14 protein-coding genes and 1 pseudogene are annotated in these 18945 nt (G+C 39.6%); 3 read left to right on the top strand and 12 right to left on the bottom strand.

All coding sequences use genetic code 11. The features are described from left to right. Positions 1–25 precede the first annotated feature (25 nt). The gene (locus FGD67_RS00940; protein WP_257173261.1) at positions 26–1708 is read right to left on the bottom strand and encodes a SufS family cysteine desulfurase; all 1683 of its coding nucleotides are present in this window, start codon (positions 1706–1708) and stop codon (positions 26–28) included. A gap of 163 nt (positions 1709–1871) precedes the next feature. Here FGD67_RS00940 and FGD67_RS00935 point away from each other — a divergent pair, with 163 nt between their 5' ends. Continuing rightward, the gene (locus tag FGD67_RS00935) at positions 1872–2093 is read left to right on the top strand and encodes a hypothetical protein (protein ID WP_257173260.1); all 222 of its coding nucleotides are present in this window, start codon (positions 1872–1874) and stop codon (positions 2091–2093) included. 56 nt (positions 2094–2149) lie between these two features. Here FGD67_RS00935 and FGD67_RS00930 read toward each other — a convergent pair whose 3' ends face one another. The 6 genes from FGD67_RS00930 to FGD67_RS00905 form a co-directional block, all read right to left on the bottom strand. Next, entirely contained in the window at positions 2150–3586 is a 1437-nt protein-coding gene (locus FGD67_RS00930; protein WP_257173259.1) for a hypothetical protein, read from the bottom strand. Positions 3587–3600: 14 nt separating this feature from the next. Continuing rightward, complete coding sequence (nlpI, locus tag FGD67_RS00925) at positions 3601–4518, bottom strand: lipoprotein NlpI (RefSeq protein WP_257173258.1); 918 nt, start codon at positions 4516–4518, stop codon at positions 3601–3603. A gap of 134 nt (positions 4519–4652) precedes the next feature. Continuing rightward, positions 4653–6776: a polyribonucleotide nucleotidyltransferase gene (gene pnp, locus FGD67_RS00920; RefSeq protein WP_257173257.1), complete on the bottom strand. Its 2124-nt coding sequence runs from the start codon at positions 6774–6776 to the stop codon at positions 4653–4655. Positions 6777–7107: 331 nt separating this feature from the next. Next, positions 7108–8421, bottom strand: a complete 1314-nt coding sequence (locus tag FGD67_RS00915; RefSeq protein WP_257173256.1) for a hypothetical protein — start codon at positions 8419–8421, stop codon at positions 7108–7110. 56 nt (positions 8422–8477) lie between these two features. Then, on the bottom strand, positions 8478–8744 hold the full coding sequence (locus tag FGD67_RS00910) for a DUF2249 domain-containing protein (RefSeq protein WP_257175192.1): 267 nt from the start codon (positions 8742–8744) through the stop codon (positions 8478–8480). 9 nt (positions 8745–8753) lie between these two features. Further along, the gene (locus FGD67_RS00905; RefSeq protein WP_257173255.1) at positions 8754–9206 is read right to left on the bottom strand and encodes a hemerythrin domain-containing protein; all 453 of its coding nucleotides are present in this window, start codon (positions 9204–9206) and stop codon (positions 8754–8756) included. Positions 9207–9538: 332 nt separating this feature from the next. Between FGD67_RS00905 and fdhD the strand changes: the two genes are divergently transcribed. Then, entirely contained in the window at positions 9539–10288 is a 750-nt protein-coding gene (gene fdhD, locus FGD67_RS00900; protein WP_257173254.1) for a formate dehydrogenase accessory sulfurtransferase FdhD, read from the top strand. A gap of 19 nt (positions 10289–10307) precedes the next feature. Continuing rightward, a complete protein-coding gene (locus FGD67_RS00895) occupies positions 10308–12596 on the top strand; it encodes an FdhF/YdeP family oxidoreductase (protein ID WP_257173253.1) in 2289 nt (762 codons plus the stop codon). A 209-nt stretch (positions 12597–12805) separates the two neighbouring features. Here the strand turns inward: FGD67_RS00895 and FGD67_RS00890 are convergent. The 5 genes and pseudogenes from FGD67_RS00890 to infB all read right to left on the bottom strand — a co-directional run bounded on the left by FGD67_RS00890 (position 12806) and on the right by infB (position 18931). Continuing rightward, a pseudogene (locus FGD67_RS00890) lies at positions 12806–14126 on the bottom strand (IS4 family transposase). A gap of 139 nt (positions 14127–14265) precedes the next feature. After that, a complete protein-coding gene (gene rpsO, locus FGD67_RS00885; protein ID WP_257173252.1) occupies positions 14266–14535 on the bottom strand; it encodes a 30S ribosomal protein S15 in 270 nt (89 codons plus the stop codon). Positions 14536–14675: 140 nt separating this feature from the next. Beyond that, positions 14676–15620 carry a tRNA pseudouridine(55) synthase TruB gene (truB, locus tag FGD67_RS00880; RefSeq protein ID WP_257173251.1) on the bottom strand — a complete coding sequence of 315 codons (945 nt, stop codon included), beginning with the start codon at positions 15618–15620 and terminating at the stop codon, positions 14676–14678. Positions 15621–15622: 2 nt separating this feature from the next. Continuing rightward, positions 15623–16039, bottom strand: coding sequence for a 30S ribosome-binding factor RbfA (rbfA, locus tag FGD67_RS00875; RefSeq protein WP_257173250.1), 417 nt, complete (start codon positions 16037–16039; stop codon positions 15623–15625). 207 nt (positions 16040–16246) lie between these two features. After that, positions 16247–18931, bottom strand: coding sequence for a translation initiation factor IF-2 (gene infB / locus FGD67_RS00870; protein WP_257173249.1), 2685 nt, complete (start codon positions 18929–18931; stop codon positions 16247–16249). Positions 18932–18945 lie beyond the last annotated feature (14 nt).

The following is an 18945-nucleotide window of genomic DNA, read 5'->3' as shown; positions in this document are numbered from 1 at the left end:
AAAACGCCCGCCATAACTAACAAGACTAATCAGCAACGAGTTGTTGAATTTTCTGCACAATGGCCCGTACACCATTGCCACGTGAAGGGCTTAAATGCTGCAACAAGCCGAGCTCAGAAAAATAACTATTCATATCAAAAGCGTGGATTTGCGCGGCTGTTTTATTATCGACAGCAGCTAAAATTATTGTTAATAAGCCTCGAATCACTTTAGCGTCACTATCCGCTTTAAAGCAGAACTTTCCGTCTGTATTTTCATTAGCTACTAACCAAGCATGACTTTCACAACCCGAAATTAGCGATAACGGGGTTTTATCTTTAGCAGCTAGAGGTAATTGCTTTTTACCTAGCATCATAATTTCTCGATGTTTACTATCCCAACTTTTTGCTTTAGCAAACAAACTAAGAATGTTATCAACGGTTAAGCGATCAGCTTGAGGGAAATTAGCCTCAGCTATTTCATTAACTGACGATGTGCTGAGTGACTGAGCATCAGTTTGAGTCAATTTTTCTAGTTGTTGTACAACAAAATCAACCTCTTGCATGCTATTGTAGGCTGATAAAGACAATCTTATACAACCGGTAATATTAAGATAATGCATTAATGGCATAGTGCAATGGTGCCCAGCACGTACCGCAATACCAACACTATCGAGTGCCGTAGCAATATCGTGATTATGATGCCCTGTCAGAGTAAATGAAAATATAGGAATATCAGGTTCTTCATCAACAATAAATTCAAGGGCTGGTATCGATGATAACTGCCTAAAACAATATTTTTTTAGCGCTGTTTCATAAGTAACAAGGCCAGAATAATCTTGTTGCTCAAGGAACTCGAGTGCCGCCCCCAATGCGATAACACCGGCAATATTAGGTGTGCCAGCCTCAAATTTATGCGGTAACTGGTTAAAGGTTGTTTGTTCAAAGCTCACGGTTTTGATCATTTCACCACCCGCTTGATACGGCGGCATTTGCTCTAATAACTCTTGCTTACCATACAAGACACCTATGCCGGTTGGTCCATACATTTTATGAGCAGAAAAAACATAAAAATCACAATCTAAGTCACTTACATCAACTTTTAAATGTGCGATGGCTTGTGCGCCATCAATCAATGTTAAAGCCTGATACTTTTTAGCCACTCGAATAATATTTTCTATCGGATTAATTCGACCTATGACATTAGAGATATGGCCTACGCAAACAATACGCGTACGTTCACCAATAAAGTCTTCTAGCTGAGCTATCGCTATTTGGCCTGCTTTGTTTAAAGGTAACACCTTTATTTTTGCTCCCGTTTGCTCTGCTACTATTTGCCAAGGCACAATATTAGCGTGATGCTCACTATAACTTAAGACGATTTCATCACCGGGTTGCAATGATGTGCGTCCCCAGCTTTGTGCAACTAAATTAATACTTTCAGTACTGCCTTTAGTCCAAATGATTTCTTCTTCGGCATTGGCATTGAGCAGTTTTTTGACTTTTTTTCGCGCACTTTCATAGGCAGCAGTGGCTCTGGCACTTAAGGCATGAGAAGCCCGGTGTACATTAGCATTGCTTTGTTGATAATAATTATTATGACTCTCAATCACACAAACTGGCTTTTGAGTTGTCGCCGCATTATCAAAATAAACTAACGAGTGCTCATTAACCAAGTTTTCTAAAATAGGGAATTGTCGGCGAAAATGGGTAAAAGAAAATTTTTCCATAGAAATATAATAGTGCTTTCATTAAGTTGCCATAATTATATCGTAACTTAGCATTGTTAGACTCAGGGAATGAATAAATATAGCAAAAAATATTCAACTTTAGTCTGCAAAAACAAACAATTTACGCTATAACTTAATGTAAGTAATTTGAGGAGCCCGTGGTATGAAACTATTTTCATGGTTTGTAAATACAACAAAAATTAACTCAGCGAAAAATGATAAAGCGTCATTAGAGCGAGAACTATTGATATTTAATAACAACACTATGTGGCCAATAGCGAAAGTTCGAAATAACATCGTCATACAGCAACAAAAATACGTAAATGCAGCATCAAATTTAAAGGAAATAACGCCAGTCAAGGCACTAAAAGAACACACTAATTAACGCCAACAAATAATGTTTAGTCAATTAATGTCAAATAAATGTAATTGGCTAAATGTTTACTCAAATAACGTTGATTGCAGCACTTCCCTCGCCTGACCATAATGTCCCTGAACGGCCAAATCTCGACTGATATTAAAGTGATAGCTTGGCATTAAAAAACGCTTCGGAGCCAATCGAAAAATATCAATATAAGCTGCAGGAAAGATCATTTCAAAATACTGTAATTTTGTACGCTGGGTCAAAGGTTTAAACGCTTGAATTTCACTGTGTTTATCACAAGACTTTGCCGGAAATAGCCCCACTTCATCTTGGTATTTAGTCGGTGTAAGTAATTGCCAGCCCTTTTGATGTCGAGATAATATCGCTGTGGTGTCTTTAATTAAACTACGCCAGGGAACTTGCGATAATACTTTTGCTCTCACGCTTGCACGGTCTCCTTGGTAATACTCCGGTAAAACAACCAGATTATGTGCAAAGGGGCTTTGTTGAAGTTGTTGGCACCTTTGATGTTGAGCGGGTAATGGGTACTCATCAACAAAGCCGATTAAATGACTTAGTTCATGAACTAAAACGTCAATATCATCATTTTGATCGAGATACAAAATTCCGTTATCAACATTAGCTCCTCCTTCAGCCACCACCAAAGCAAGATAACGTGCGTTGATAGCCTTTCGATTCATCCAAACAGTAGCCTTACAGGCTATTTTTTCATGTGCTAGATTCGAACATTTGACCGTATCAACGGCAATATACTTAGGTGCTTTCAAACAAATAAACTTAGCCAAACGATGCTGTTCAAAAACACTAATTAACTGCTCCGCATGTCTCAAGCCGGTTAAGTTCGTGGCAAAAAACTGCACATCGATAAAACATGATAACTTTGATACGCTATTTTCTGTATTTACCGATTGTACTGACTTCGAGTCAAATACAGAGAATTTTTTTAATTCAAGATAGAGTGCCGCACTATTGCCTTGTGCTAACTGTTTTTTATAATTTTCAATAAATGACACATCACCTTGATAGAGGGCAAGCTCATACAATAGTGCTAGTGCATCGGCATTAGCGATGATCGGTAATAATAATGGTTTTATAGCCGAGTATTGCTGCTGTGCAAAATAGCTACTCGCAAGTGCTATTCTTGCTGGGGTGTGGTGTTGGCGTATCGCTAGCCGGTACCAAAGTTGTGCTGCCTGAATTTGTTGATGCTGATGAAAATATTCTGCTAACTGGTAAGCAGTATCGGCACTATTATTGGCATGCAGCTTTGCTAAATGTAACCATGCCTGACGATTGCTATTATTTAATAATTGTCTTAATCGTTCATCAGTATTAGTGAAAATATCAAAAGTTTCGAGTAACGATAATTGTTGGCGAGTGATAGTGGCTTGGTTGATTTTATCACGATACTCAGCGATGAAAAAAAATAAGCTTAGCAATATAAACATCGCTAAGCTTATCAATGTGATAGTGATTTTTTTACCGCTAGTCATCTACTACTACGTATTTACGGTGTACTGTTTTGTTGTAAATTTTGACGCATGAGATCAAGCTCAAGTTTGGCGTATCTATGCTCGACAAATTCATAAACATTAGTGCTCATGGCAAGTTTAAAAAAGTTAATTGCCGCATTTACATCTCCCTGCATTTGACTATATTTGCCTAAATAAAAATACGCTTCACACAAACGCTCTGTTAGCGCTTGGTTGGTATGAATATTTTCCGTTAAAAGCTTAATAAAGAGCTCTTGACTCATTTTACCTAAGTAGAGATTAATAACATTTTTTGCCCAAACGCTGTCATCAATTAATTTTGCCGAAGCAATCAAATCTTGCTCAGCTTGTTGTTGATCTAACTCGACATTAGCTAAATATTGCCATAGCACACGGTAAGGATCATTGACTTGGTATGCTTTAAAGGCTTTAAAGTCATCTACCGCTAAGTTGGGTCGACCGCCATAATATAAAGCGACACCACGATTAAAATAAGCAAATTGATAATTAGGGTCCAATTCGATGACTGAGTCAAAGGCATCATATGACTGATTAAATTCTTGTAGCTGAATAAAGTGTATACCTAAAAAGTTATAAGCATCTACCATATCGGGCTTTAAATTAATCGCTTGGTTAAAGTCATTATGTGCCAATGCTCGCAAGCCGAATTTATCATATTTAATACCACGTTGATAATACAACTCAGCCCGCTGCTCGTCATTAATCTTAGCTCGCTGTAGCACTTGAGTTAAGCGCTCTAGCGCTATTTCATCTTTAACGTTAATGGCAATGGGTTCAGCAATGATCAGCTCACCTATAACTGAGTGTTGATCATTAGTGGTAGTACAACCTTGGGCGAATAATAAGCCTGAAACCAGTAATACTTTGGATAATATAGCCTGGGGAAATTTATTTTTAAGAAGTAAGCGCACGAAAAACAGAATCCTAGTGGGTATTTATGCTCATGAGTATATAAAAAAGGGAGCAATTAAGCTCCCTTTTTATCGACAAGATATTAGCTATATTTTAGTCATACAGCTAATGAACTTAATTTACAGCAGGCAAATTACTCTGCGTTGTCAGCTTCAGGCGCTGGTGTAGCCGGCTTTTCAGCAGCTTCTTTCATGCTTAAACGTACACGGCCTTGACGGTCAACTTCAAGTACTTTAACAGTTACGTCTTGACCTTCTGTTAATACATCGCTAACAGCGTTAACACGTTCTTCAGAGATTTGAGAAATGTGTACCAAACCATCTTTACCTGGTAAGACGTTAACAAAAGCACCGAAGTCTACGATACGTACCACTTTACCTGTGTATATAGTACCTACTTCAATTTCTGCTGTCAGTGCAGTAATACGAGCAATGGCATCTTTAGCTTGTTCGCCGTCAGTTGCTGCAATTTTAACCGTACCGTCATCTTCAATTTCAATGGTAGTGCCCGTTTCTTCAGTTAACTGACGAATTGTTGCGCCACCTTTACCGATAATGTCACGGATTTTATCTTGTGGAACTTTCATGGTATGAATACGTGGAGCAAATTGCGAGATATCATCACGATGTCCGCCAATCGCTTCATCCATAACACTTAAGATATGAGTACGCGCTGCTTTTGCTTGGTTTAAAGCAATTTGCATGATTTCTTGCGTAATACCTTCAATCTTAATGTCCATTTGCAGGGCAGTAATACCACCGGTAGTACCGGCTACTTTAAAGTCCATGTCACCTAAGTGATCTTCATCACCTAAAATGTCAGAAAGTACCACAAAGTTGTCACCTTCTTTAACTAGACCCATAGCAATACCAGCAACAGACGCTTTAATTGGTACACCAGCATCCATCAATGCTAATGACGTACCACAAACAGAAGCCATTGAAGATGAACCGTTAGATTCAGTAATTTCAGATACAACACGAACTGAATATGGGAAGTCTTCCGCAGAAGGCATAACAGCCAACATACCACGTTTTGCTAGACGACCATGGCCGATTTCACGACGCTTAGGTGAACCAACAAAACCCGTTTCACCAACACAGTATGGAGGGAAGTTATAATGCAGCATGAAGCTGTCAGTTTTCTCACCCATAATAGTATCAAGGCGTTGTGCATCACGTTGTGTACCTAACGTAGCTGCAACTAGGGCTTGAGTTTCACCACGAGTAAATACAGCAGAGCCATGAGTACGTGGTAGCACACCTGTCATGACGTCTAAAGCGCGGATCATTTCAGGATCACGACCATCAATACGAGGGTGACCTTGGGTGATACGGCCACGAACAACCGTTTTCTCTAAGTCGTGGAATAAGTCTTTTGCATCTTGTACGTCAAGTTCAGCGTCAGCTTCAAGCAATTGTGCAATTACACCGTTGCGAATTTCAGCAATTTTTTCATAACGCACTGCTTTTTCAGTAATTTGGTAAGCTTCGTTTACTGCTGCTTCTGAAAGCTCAGCAATTTTAGCAACTAAATCAGCGTTCTTAACCGGTGCAGTCCATTCCCATTTAGGGTTATTAACTTCAGCAGCCATTTCTTTAATCGCGGTGATAGCTGTTTGCATTTGCTCATGACCGTATACTACAGCGCCAAGCATAACTTCTTCAGAAAGCACATCAGCTTCTGACTCAACCATTAATACCGCAGAATCAGTACCAGAAACAACTAAATCAAGTTGTGAGCTAGCAAGTTCAGACTGTAATGGGTTTAAAATGTATTTGCCGTCAGTGTAACCAACGCGCGCTGCGCCAACAGGACCACTAAAAGGCATACCTGAAATAGCTAATGCTGCAGAGGTACCTAATAAAGAAATAATATCTGGGGCAATTTCTGGGTTAGCAGAAACAACCGTGATGATCACTTGAACTTCGTTAGTAAACCCTTCTGGGAATAATGGACGAATTGGACGGTCAATCAAACGAGCAATTAATGTTTCTTCTTCTGAAGGACGACCTTCACGTTTGAAAAAGCCACCAGGGATTTTACCAGCAGCGTATGTACGCTCTTGGTAGTTAACCGTTAGTGGAAAAAAGTCTTGACCCGGCTTTGCTTCTTTTTTACCAACAACTGAGACTAATACTGAGGTATCGTCCATGCTAGCCATAACAGCACAAGTGGCTTGACGAGCAATAACGCCCGTTTCTAAAGTAACGGTATGTTGACCGAATTCAAAAGTTTTAGTAACTGGTTTGAACATAAAGTAGTTCCTTAAATATTTTTAGATTTTAATCAATCTGTACAATTATTTATTCACTTAGTTAAAGACTTAAATATCCATTAAAATATTTAGCTGCTAACCGATAAGTTACGCACTAAGTTGAACAAAAAATTATACAGTTTGATTGATTAGTTTTTTGCAAATACAAAATTTGCACGCACATTATACTTAACAGTTATGTTTTTACTAGCGCGAAAGCAAAAATGTTGAATTTAAACGCCAAAAAGCACGATTCTCAGCCGTCATTTAGTGTTTACAGGGCCTGAACGAACAAATATTCATCGATAAGTCTTAACGGTAAAAACAGTATTTAAAGGGTATTATTTTTTATTTTTGCTAAGCACTGTCGATATAAGTATAAGCTGCGAAGCATTAGGAAAAGTAGCCAGCTAAATTCAACCAACATAGCTATTGCAAATAAAGCATAAAAACTTGCTATGGCAATCGTCAATATCAGGAAAAAACAAGAAATAACATGTAATTTAAACAACATTTGACCATGTTTTTTCAGCAATAATTCATGCATATGCGGTAAATAGCTCATCGCATTAAAATCTACTAAACATAGGTTTTGCAAATGCGTGTAGGTTAAAAAAGGCATTATTTTTAACAACATCGCCTCGATAATACTAAGCAGATAAAAATAGCTAAACACAGCACTAAGAGCCAAGGCCTTATTGCCAGCGAATATTTGCTGATAAAAAACATCCGGTAAAAAGTATAAACAACTCAAAGCCAAAAAACTGATGCCGGAAAATTGCCAAAAACTAACACTGGTATCCACAACTTTACGCTTTCGCTGCTTAAATAGTCTTAAAAAGGCTAGATTAAAAATACTGTACAGCACTAACACCAGTGCAATAATTAACTGGCCACCGGTACTATTGGGTTTAAAAATAAACAACAGTAATAACAATAGAACTAAAACGCTTGGTAGATATTTCCCCAGCCATTTAGGGAAATTTGGCGTAACATGAAACATCGGAATGATTTGTAAGCTTACCGCCAAAATCAATAGCCCTGCCCAACCAAAACCACCCAATAAAGCATGTATATCGGTATAATTTTTATCGGTCAAAAAACTGATGTTTACATCGAGTATTAAGCTACGTTGCGCAATAAAAAGTAAGCCTAACAGTACAACAGAAATTAACGATAACATCGCAAGCCTGATACCAATAATGGTCTGCCCTTGGCTCAGTTTTTTAACTAAGACTTGAATAACCGAAAAAATATAACCAGAAAAACCAAGGCCTAACGCTAACATAGCGATAATATGAGCTAAGGTACTTGGAAAAATAAAACTCCATGCCAAAACTAATGTGCCTAGGGTATGTAAACTATGAGATAGCGTAGCAACAATGCGGACATTAGCGATACCTACGCCACCAATAACCGGGAGAAATTGGTAGATAGCTCCCATCATCACCATTGAAACAGAGCCTAAGGTAAATAAATGGGTCACCGCTAACAAAGTTGGCTGCCATCGATTCAGCCAAATTGTCTCACCCGAAGTCAGTATCAAAAGTGCCGTTATCAGCAAAAAAATAACCGCACTAATGAAATAACGAAATGGTACGCTGATGGGTGGTAAGGCACTAAATGATAAATTAGCGATATTCATGAGTAATCTGCAAAGGTTAAATTTTCAGTAATGACAACAACAGCTCGATAAAGCGTTTACAACTCAATATCTGAGTCGATAAAAGCGCTAAACTGCTGTTTATCAATCTCTTTTGCGATATAAATAACAAAGTTCTCATCTAAGACTTGCTTACTATGGTACAACCAGCCATTAGCAACCAGTCGTTCATATAATGGAAACGGCTCTCGCCGATGGCTTACTTTCAGCACAGCGCCATTTGGTAACTGGGCAAGTGCAGATAAAATCACCTGCATTGGCTCAGGCGGCGCCAATGCACTGACATTTACTGCCATTATTTTCATCACGACTAATTAGCTATTTTCAGCTATTTGGCAATGCTCAATAACTTGAGTTAACAAGGCATCAGGCGCAGGTACACGCTGCTGTGTCATGGGATATAACATCATTTCTTCTTTCATATTATGCTGCTGCATTAATACCATAAGGGTTTCTGACGCACCAATATAAGCATCTTTATCTTCGACACTGAGTGCCTGTAATAAATCAGCCACTAAAGCACGCATTTGTTGATGTTCACCACGCATCACTTGCGTAGGTCCTTGAGTAATACCGGTGGCTTGTTCAAATTCAGGAAATAGAATATTTTCTTCTGCTTGAAAATGTAATGCTAATTCTTCAGAAAATTGCTGAAAGCTTTGGTTAGCTAATGGCCAATTATCTTCTGTAATTGCATTTTCGGCGGCAATAAAAAACTCATCACATTCACGGTGTTTAGCAGTCATAAATTCAGGGATAGATGTCATAAAAAAGTCCTCATCAGAAATTAATGAGATTTTAACTTAATCAGCAAATCATTCTTTGACTTAGCGTAATAATAGCGTTGGTTGCAATTTAGTAAGTGACCAAACTGAAGAATTATTTCAATATCTCTACACTGCTTCATCTTTGACAACATTTAACCAAGATAAAATCACCTTATTTGATACTTTTATGATTAATTCCAGATAAATTTACGTATCATATACATGACTGTTCACACATCAATTTTATCTGAATATTTATTCTCACGGTTTAGTTCATGCAATGAATGTGCAATAACGCTAATAATGCTAATAATGCTAATAACGGGAACATTATGACAATGAATACAGCATCGTCTTTCGACTTATTGCATCAAGCCAAACTATCAGAAGTTGCAGTTGCTGTTTGTTTTAATGGCATTAGTCAATCGGTAATGATGGTTTCTCCAAATGATTTACATGACTTCGCTTTAGGTTTTGCCCTGACGGAAGGATTAATTAATTCAACCGCAGAAGTGTTAGATATTGTGATTGAAAAACAATCCTTAGGTTGGCAACTCGATCTGCAGGTACTGTCTAGAACTGAGCACCGCTTAAAACAAAGACGAAGAACTATGGCCGGCCCGAGTGGCTGTGGCCTTTGTGGTCTTGAGTCGATTAATGAAGTAATGGCACTGCCTACTAAAACTCAAACTAGCGCTATTTTACCTTCTGTAGATATGATTATCAAAGCACGTGATACTTTATCACAAATACAAGAAAACCATAACGGTATCAAGGGTAACCACACTGCCGTGTACTTCGATCTACAGGCTAAAGTGATTGCCGTCAGAGAAGATGTTGGACGGCATTCCGCACTCGATAAACTTATTGGTAGCCTATACAGTAATAAGCAAGAAAGAGTTGCTGGCTTTGCATTATTAACCAGTCGCTGTAGCCATGATTTGGTCATGAAAGCTGCGCGAGCCAAAATTCCGGTGTTAATCACTTTATCTCAGCCAACAGATCTCGCCGTAACTTCAGCTGAGCAAAGCGGCTTAGTATTATTTAGCTTTCAACATCATCAACTTAAACGTTTTGCTTAAAAAGCAATCAAGAGAAGTCATGCCTAATTCAAATAACCATAAACCGCCTTATTCTTCACCAGCAGGGGGCTGGGGCGCCTTGAAAAGTTCAGCTAAACACCTAATTCGTAGTGAAGGTGCGATGAAAAGTGTCAAGGCATTACTTAAAGCCAATCAGCCCGGCGGATTCGACTGCCCCGGTTGCGCATGGGGAGATGATATTCATGCCGGTAAAATTGATTTTTGTGAAAATGGCGTAAAAGCTATTGCCTGGGAAGCTACAAGCAAGCGAGTGGATAGAGATTTTTTCAAGCAACATTCCGTAAGCCAATTACAGCAATGGGATGATCATTCACTGGAAAACAGTGGCCGATTAACAGAGCCGATGTTATATGATGGTCGAGACAATCACTATCATCCAGTAAGTTGGCAGCTTGCATTTGAGTTAATTGCAAAAAATCTGAAAAAATTACCTTCACCTGATCAAGCATTATTTTACACCTCCGGCAGAGCCAGTAATGAAGTTGCCTATTTATATCAACTTTTTGGTCGAACATTTGGCACTAACAACTTTCCTGATTGCTCAAATATGTGTCATGAAGCCTCTGGTGTGGGCATGACGCGCAGTATCGGTATTGGCAAAGGAACCGTCACAATGCAAGACTTTGAGCATGCTGACGCTATTTTTGTTTTTGGTCAAAACCCGGGAACCAACCACCCTCGTATGCTAGCAACCCTGCGTAAAGCCAGAAAACGTGGTGCTCGCATTGTGGCTATCAATAATTTAAAAGAGCAAGGGCTACAAAAGTTTGCCGATCCACAAAGCCCTAAAGAAATGATCTTGTTTTCAAGCACAGATATCAGTCAATACTATTTTACGCCAAAATTGGGTGGTGATATGGCAATACTGCGTGGTATTGCTAAAGGGCTATTTGAAAAATCGGTACATGATAGCAGCATATTAGACCAAACATTTATCAGCGAACATTGTCATGGCTTTGAAGATTATCAGCAAACAGTAATCGACAGCTCTTGGGATGAAATAACACAGCAAAGTGGTATAACTCGCGCAGAAATAGAACAGATGGTCGACATCTATAGTAATAGCCAAAAAGTCATTTTTACTTGGGCGATGGGGATCACCCAGCACCGACACTCGGTTGCAACGGTAGGTGAATTAATTAATGTCCTGTTATTAAGAGGTAATATAGGTAAAGTCGGCGCTGGTGCTTGTCCAGTAAGAGGCCATTCTAATGTTCAAGGAAACCGCACTGTCGGTATCGATGAGCAACCATCAATAGCATTTTTAGCAGCGCTTAAAGCAAGATACAATTTTGAACCACCAAAAGAATCAGGCTTTAATACCGTAGATTCTATTCATGCAATGCTGGCAGGAAAAGCGAAAGTATTCATCGGGCTTGGCGGTAATTTCGCAGCAGCAACACCAGATACTACGCGCACTTACCAAGCTCTACAGCAATGCGAATTGACCGTGCAAATCAGTACAAAGTTGAACCGAAGCCATGTAATAACCGGAAAATCCGCCTTGATTCTGCCTTGTATTGGCCGTACTGAAATAGATCAACAGTCCAGTGGTCCGCAGCAAATTACTGTTGAAGACTCTATGAGCATGGTGCACAGTTCACGTGGACAGAATGAGCCAGCCTCTGAGCAGTTGCGCTCTGAAGTCGCCATTATCACGGGTATTGCTACGGCAACATTGGGCGATGAAATCGTAGATTGGACTAAACTTAGCACTGATTATAGCTTGATTCGTGATGAAATTTCTGCCGTGATCCCTGGTTTTAAAAACTACAACCAACGTATTGAAACTGAACGTGGTTTTTATCTGCAAAATTCAGCGGCACAGCGTGAATGGAAAACACCTACCGGTAAAGCCACCTTTTCAAGCGCAATTTTACCCAGCCATTTATCTTCTCCGATATTAGAAAGTCCATCATCACACCCGATACTGACATTACAAACGTTACGCTCGCATGATCAATATAATACCTCGATCTATGGCCTTGATGATCGTTACCGAGGCATCCATGGGCAGCGGAAAGTGGTTTTTGCAAATAGTGAAGATATGGGAAGTCAACGCCTACAAGATGGTGACTTGGTCAGTATAATAACCGTATCAAATGATAATATAAAACGTTCTGTTTCTGGATTTAGAGTGGTGAGCTATCAAATACCTGCTGGTTGCATCGCGGCCTATTATCCAGAAACGAACCCACTCGTGCCATTAGAAAGTATTGCTGACGATTGCGGCACGCCAACTTATAAATCTATTCCGGTGATGTTGAAACTTGAGACTGAAGTATAAGTTTGTCAGCTCGCTTATAATCAAAGCAAAGTTCATTTAACCTCAGTTCGGGTTAATGGACTTTATAACCTGTTGATTCATAGCATTGTTGGGTAAAGTAGCTTAAGCCGAACTGGGGTTATTTATAGCTCGAATTTTATTACTCAAACCAGAGAATAAAAACTCAGTAGATAAAAAAGGAGCCATTAGGCTAATGCCAGTCAGTTAAGCTAACTGGCATTTTTCTTTTTATGAGGGTATTTAGATGGTTTGGGTTTCACCCAGCGGGGATATTTTCTATCTTCCCGCCTCGTCGGAAGTTTGAATAAGAGCAGGGTTTTAAGTAAATGATCCCAATGCATAGGAATATTACCGGGGCTCATTATTGATATTGACGAAAAATACTGAACCACTGCCATCGAACTACTCGAGAAACTCAGCTGATTTGGCCATATACCTGTTTCTTTCGCCGCCATCGTCATAATTCTTCGTATTAAATTATAGGCGAGTAATACGCCCCATAGCTCCTGGCGAACCATATCAGGACGCTTACTTCTCAAATGGTATGCACTATTAAGCATCGTTTGTTTTATTTCCCTAAACCCGAGTTCTATCTCCCATCGATGGCAGTATAACTCAACAATTTCGTTGCCAGGAAACCGCAATCTATCTGTCATTGACGTTAATATGCGATAGCTTTTACCCTTTATTGTTTTACTGATTAATCTGGCGTTAATGATTTCAGGTACATCTGGAAAATTCTTTTGTGCATGCTTTGTTGTTTTCAATGCAATGATATGGTCATTTTTACCAACCGATGTGATAATTTCATACTGTAAGTCCGGTCTTGCTGGGATCAACCAATGTCGATCACTCCCCGTTTGGTGCCAACGATTAAGCATCCCAAGTGAATAATATCCTTTATCAAACATAGTAAGAGAGTTATCAGGTGTGCGTTCAATCAAACGCTCAGCTAGCTTCATTTCATTCGTTTTGTAATTATCAAACTCACTACTGAGTAGTTGATGACTGGTAAGCTCCATATGGCAGACCATACGGATTTGTGGAAAGGCTGTGTCACCATATTGGTTGCTGCCAGAAGAAAATGCTTTACGATTATCTGGGGTGTCAGGTGTTCGCCAGACCACACCGTCCACAGCCAATAGGTTCAAACCATTCCATGTTTCAAATTCGTGTTGTTTATACATTGCTTGTGCAGATTTATTGAAGACTTGTTTAACCGAATCATCGCCTAAGCGTTGTCTGGCTTGAACCATAGCACTGGGAGCAACAAGCTGACTCTTGCCAGGTAACATGATGTCTAACTTAGTGGCAATATTCCAAACAGACTCTTTTTCTAAATAAAGCCATACCAATCACTGACCATAAAACCGCTTCCAGTGGTAGCCTACGTTTGCGAACCGTAGCAATGCCAGCCTTTTCAAAGCCTTGTTCAATGATTTCAGGAGAAAGGATTTCTGATAGTTTTTCGAAGGTATGGTATCGGTTACTTTCTTCAAGTGTCGTCTGTAGTGCTTGTTCAATATTCACAAAAAAATCCGTAGTTAGTTACCTAACTACGGATTTTGCATGATCTTTTGGATCGGTCAACCGATCGTTATCTTAACTGATCGGCATTAGCCATTAGGCTCCTTTTGAAAATCTTTGCTTTTATTTAATAAAGCTTGTCTTAACGACGTAGACCTAATTTACCGATCAAAGCAGTATAACGTGTAACGTTTTTGCCTTTTAAGTAATCAAGTAATTTACGACGTTGGCTTACCATGCGTAATAAACCACGACGTGAGTGGTGATCATGGATGTGCTGTTTGAAGTGACCTTGTAAGTGGTTGATTTGTGTAGTTAACAAAGCAACTTGTACTTCTGGAGAACCAGTGTCACCTTCAGCTTGTGCGTATTCTGCAACGATAGCAGCTTTTTCAGCAGCATTTAAAGACATAATATTTACCTTAATTTTAGTGTTTAAAAATCGCGTCGAGCCGAACACTAAATCAGCAAGACGTTCTAAAGAGCGCGTATTCTAGCAATAATAGCGACAATTGCAACTTTTACTACCCCAGCCTACGCATAGGCTTTAATTTAACTAACAACCGTGATTCGTTTCGGGGCAACTAAACCGTCATCATCAATAAAACCGATGCCAATAAACTCCCCGCTTTCCACATCATCACCAATAAATACTTGTACTAAACCGTCGCTTGGCGCATTAGAGCATTGTACTGGATTACCATGGCGTAAAAAATTTGCTGACATATCGTCGACAAATACCACGGGAATGCCATCACATGCCGATGTCATAGGTAATAGCAAAGGATCTAAATAAACTGATGGTGCAAGCTCTTCGCTTTCTGCTTGTGCAAGTAAAGCTTCTAATTGCGCCATGCTGACCATGCGATCAGTTGGATAATTACCTACCGCACTACGGTGCAATTGAGCAACATGCGCACCACAGCCTAACAACTCACCTAAATCATCAATAATAGTGCGAATATAAGTGCCTTTAGATACATGAATATCTAAATCAACTTCATCACCTTCAAAACGCAATAAATCTAAGCGAAAAACAGTAATATCACGAGACTCTCTCGGCACTTCAATACCTTCACGCGCATACTTGTAAAGCGGTTGTCCTTGATACTTTAACGCTGAGTACATTGATGGGATTTGTTTTGTCATGCCGCGAAATGAATCTAATGCTATCGCTAATTGCTCAGCACTAACATCTACAGCTCTTTCACTAACAACCTCACCATCGATATCACTAGTCGTAGTACGAACACCTAGCTTAGCCGTTACTTGATAAGTTTTATCTGTATCAAGTAAAAATTGCGAAAACTTAGTTCCTTCACCTAAACATATCGGCAACATACCCGTCGCAAGGGGATCTAAGGCGCCGGTATGGCCAGCTTTTTGAGCAAAATAAATGCGTTTAACTTTTTGTAAAGCACTATTCGATGACATATCGTATGGCTTATCAAGGAGTAAAACGCCGTTAATTGCACGACCTTTTCTTTTTTTCGCCATCGCTATTCACTCTCTGGAGCTTCGTCTACATCAGTTTCGCTTAGATCGCCTTCATGGTTTTTCATGTCTTGGGCAACCGCTTTATCAACTAAGTTACCCATGCGTACACCTTCAACCATAGAGCTATCATAAATAAATCTAAGTTCAGGCATAATACGCGCATTGATACGCTTAGCGAGTAACGTACGAATGTAACTTGCTGCTTCATTTAGTACTTCAATGGAAACATCAACGTTTTGACCTTCCAAAGTAAAGAAAGTAACAAAGATTTTTGCATAAGCTAAATCACGGGTAATTTCTACGGCATTAACCGTGACCATACCTAAACGTGGATCTTTCACTTCGCGTTGAATAATCATCGCGATTTCTTTTTGAATTTCTTGTGCAACTCGATCGGTACGAGCAAATTCTCTTGCCATGATGGCTACTCCTAATAACGCTATAAACCTATCAATAAGTTAGATAAATTTTATAGCAAAAAATGGAGGCCAAGCCCCCATTTTAATAAATCGATTGTGATTAAATATTGAAGCTGTTGATAACTAGAGCAAAGAAAAAGCACGCAGTTGACGCATGTCAATGAGTACTTTTGATGCAACTATCGTTAACAACAGTAATAATATTAATTACAATGTACGTTGTATTTCTACGGTTTCAAATACTTCAATTTGGTCACCAACGCGTACGTCGTTGTAGTTCTTAACACCGATACCACACTCAGTACCGTTACGAACTTCTGCTACATCATCTTTAAAGCGACGTAGAGATTCCAACTCACCTTCGTAAATAACCACGTTTTCACGTAGTACACGAATTGGTGCTGAACGTTTGATAAGACCTTCAGTAACCATACAACCAGCGATTGCGCCAATTTTAGGTGACTTAAATACATCACGTACTTGTGCCAAACCAATGATTTCTTGTTTAAATTCAGGAGCAAGCATACCGCTCATTGCTGATTTAACTTCATCAATCAAGGCATAGATAACACTGTAGTAACGTAAATCAATCTTCTCAGACTCAATTACTTTACGTGCAGTTGCATCAGCACGAACGTTAAAGCCAACTACGATTGCGTTTGACGCTGCTGCTAATGTTGCATCAGTTTCAGTAATCGCACCAACACCACTACCGATAATACGTACTTTCACTTCATCAGTAGAAAGTTTAAGTAGTGAGTCAGATATCGCTTCAAGTGAACCTTGTACATCAGACTTAAGTACAACATTTACTTCAGAAACTTCACCTGTAGCCATGTTAGCAAACATGTTTTCAAGTTTAGACTTCTGTTGACGAGCAAGTTTCACATCACGGAATTTACCTTGACGGAATAAAGCAACTTCACGCGCTTTCTTTTCATCTTTAACAACTGTTGCTTCATCACCTGAAATGGGTACACCACTTAAGCCAATAATTTCTACTGGAATAGATGGACCTGCAGATTGAATTTCTTTGCCGTTTTCATCACGCATGGCACGAACACGACCGTATTCTAAACCACAAAGTACGATATCACCTTGGTTCAATGTACCTTCTTGAACAAGAATAGTCGCTACTGGACCACGGCCTTTATCAAGTTTAGATTCAACCACAACACCGTTTGCCATTTTATCAACAACAGCCGTAAGCTCTAATACTTCAGACTGAAGTAAGATAGCGTCAAGTAGTTCATCAATACCAAGACCTGTTTTAGCTGAAACGTGACAGAATTGAACGTCTCCGCCCCACTCTTCAGACAATACGTCATGTTGTGATAATTCACTCTTAACACGGTCCGGATCAGCACCTTCTTTATCCATTTTGTTAACAGCGATGATAATTGGCGCTTCAGATGCTTTAGCATGCTGGATAGCTTCAATTGTTTGTGGCATTACACCATCATCAGCAGCAACAACAATGATAACGATATCAGTTGCTTTAGCACCACGTGAACGCATAGCTGTAAACGCAGCATGACCTGGAGTATCAAGGAATGTAATCATTCCGTGACCTGTTTCTACATGGTATGCACCAATATGCTGAGTAATACCACCGGCTTCGCCAGCAGCAACTTTCGCTTCACGGATGTGATCAAGTAATGACGTTTTACCGTGATCAACATGACCCATAATAGTAACAACAGGGGCACGAGTAATCGCTTCACCAGAATGACCACGATCAGATAATACCGCTTCTTCAAGGGCATTTTCTTTCACTAAGACCACTTCACGACCCATTTCTTCTGCAACCAGTGCGGCAGTTTCTTGGTCAATCACTTGGTTAATGGTTGCCATAGCACCCATTTTGAACATAGCTTTTACAACTTCAGCGCCTTTAACAGACATTTTATTGGCTAGCTCTGCAACCGAAATGGTTTCACCGATGCGTACTTCATTAAGCTTAATTTCAACTGGTTTTGTAAAACCATGTTTTAAACTTTGAGGAGAAGATAAGCCTAACTTGCCTTTGCCTCTTGCATTACGTCCGCGGTTATTTCTGTCTTGACCGGCTGGTTTTTTCTTCTTACGACGACGGCCACTTTCATCCGCTGAATCACTTTTATCTTCAGCTTCTTGAGCGTATTTTGAAGAAGTTAAATGTACCACTTCTTTTTCTTTCGCCTTACGTTCTGCTTCTTGCTCTTTCCAACGAGCTTCATTTTCTTCAGCAAGTTTACGTGCTACTTCTGCAGACAATTTAGCTTCTTCTTCAGCTTTTGCTGTTAATTCCGCTTCTTGTTGTAGACGTAACTTTTTAGCTTCTTCGGTTTCAGCAGCTGGTGCTGGCTTAGCGGCTGACTCTTCAAGGTTTTTCGCTTTAGCGACAGCTGCTTGCTTAGCTTTAGCTTCGGCTTCAACTTTGGCTTCTGCTTTGGCTTCTGCTTGAACTTCTGCTTTAACCGCTGCAACAGCACGCGCATTTTCAGCTTCTTTTGCGTCTGCTTCTGCTTTAGCTTTCGCTTCAACTTCTGCTTGAACACGAGCTTCTTCAGCTGCTTTCGCTTCCACTTCTGCTTGTTGTTGCTCTTCTAAATCACTACGTTTTACATAAGTACGTTTTTTACGTACTTCGACTTGTACTGATTTTGCTTTACTACCATGACCAAGTACTAAAGTAGATTTTTTCTTACGGCTAAGCGTCATTTTACTTGGGCTAGCCGTTGAATCATCACCATGTTGTTTTTTCAAGTGGTCAAGTAGTGCTTCTTTTTCTTCTTGCGAAACAGAATCGGTTGCCGATTTATTCACGCCAGAGTCAGCCAATTGGCTCACTAAGCGATCCACCGGTGTACCGATTTCATTGGCAAGTTGTTCTACTGTTACTGATGCCATCTATATTTTTCTCC

The sequence above is a fragment of the Colwellia sp. M166 genome (assembly GCF_024585285.1).
Lineage (GTDB): Bacteria > Pseudomonadota > Gammaproteobacteria > Enterobacterales > Alteromonadaceae > Cognaticolwellia.
This window is presented reverse-complemented; position numbering and strand designations above follow the sequence as displayed.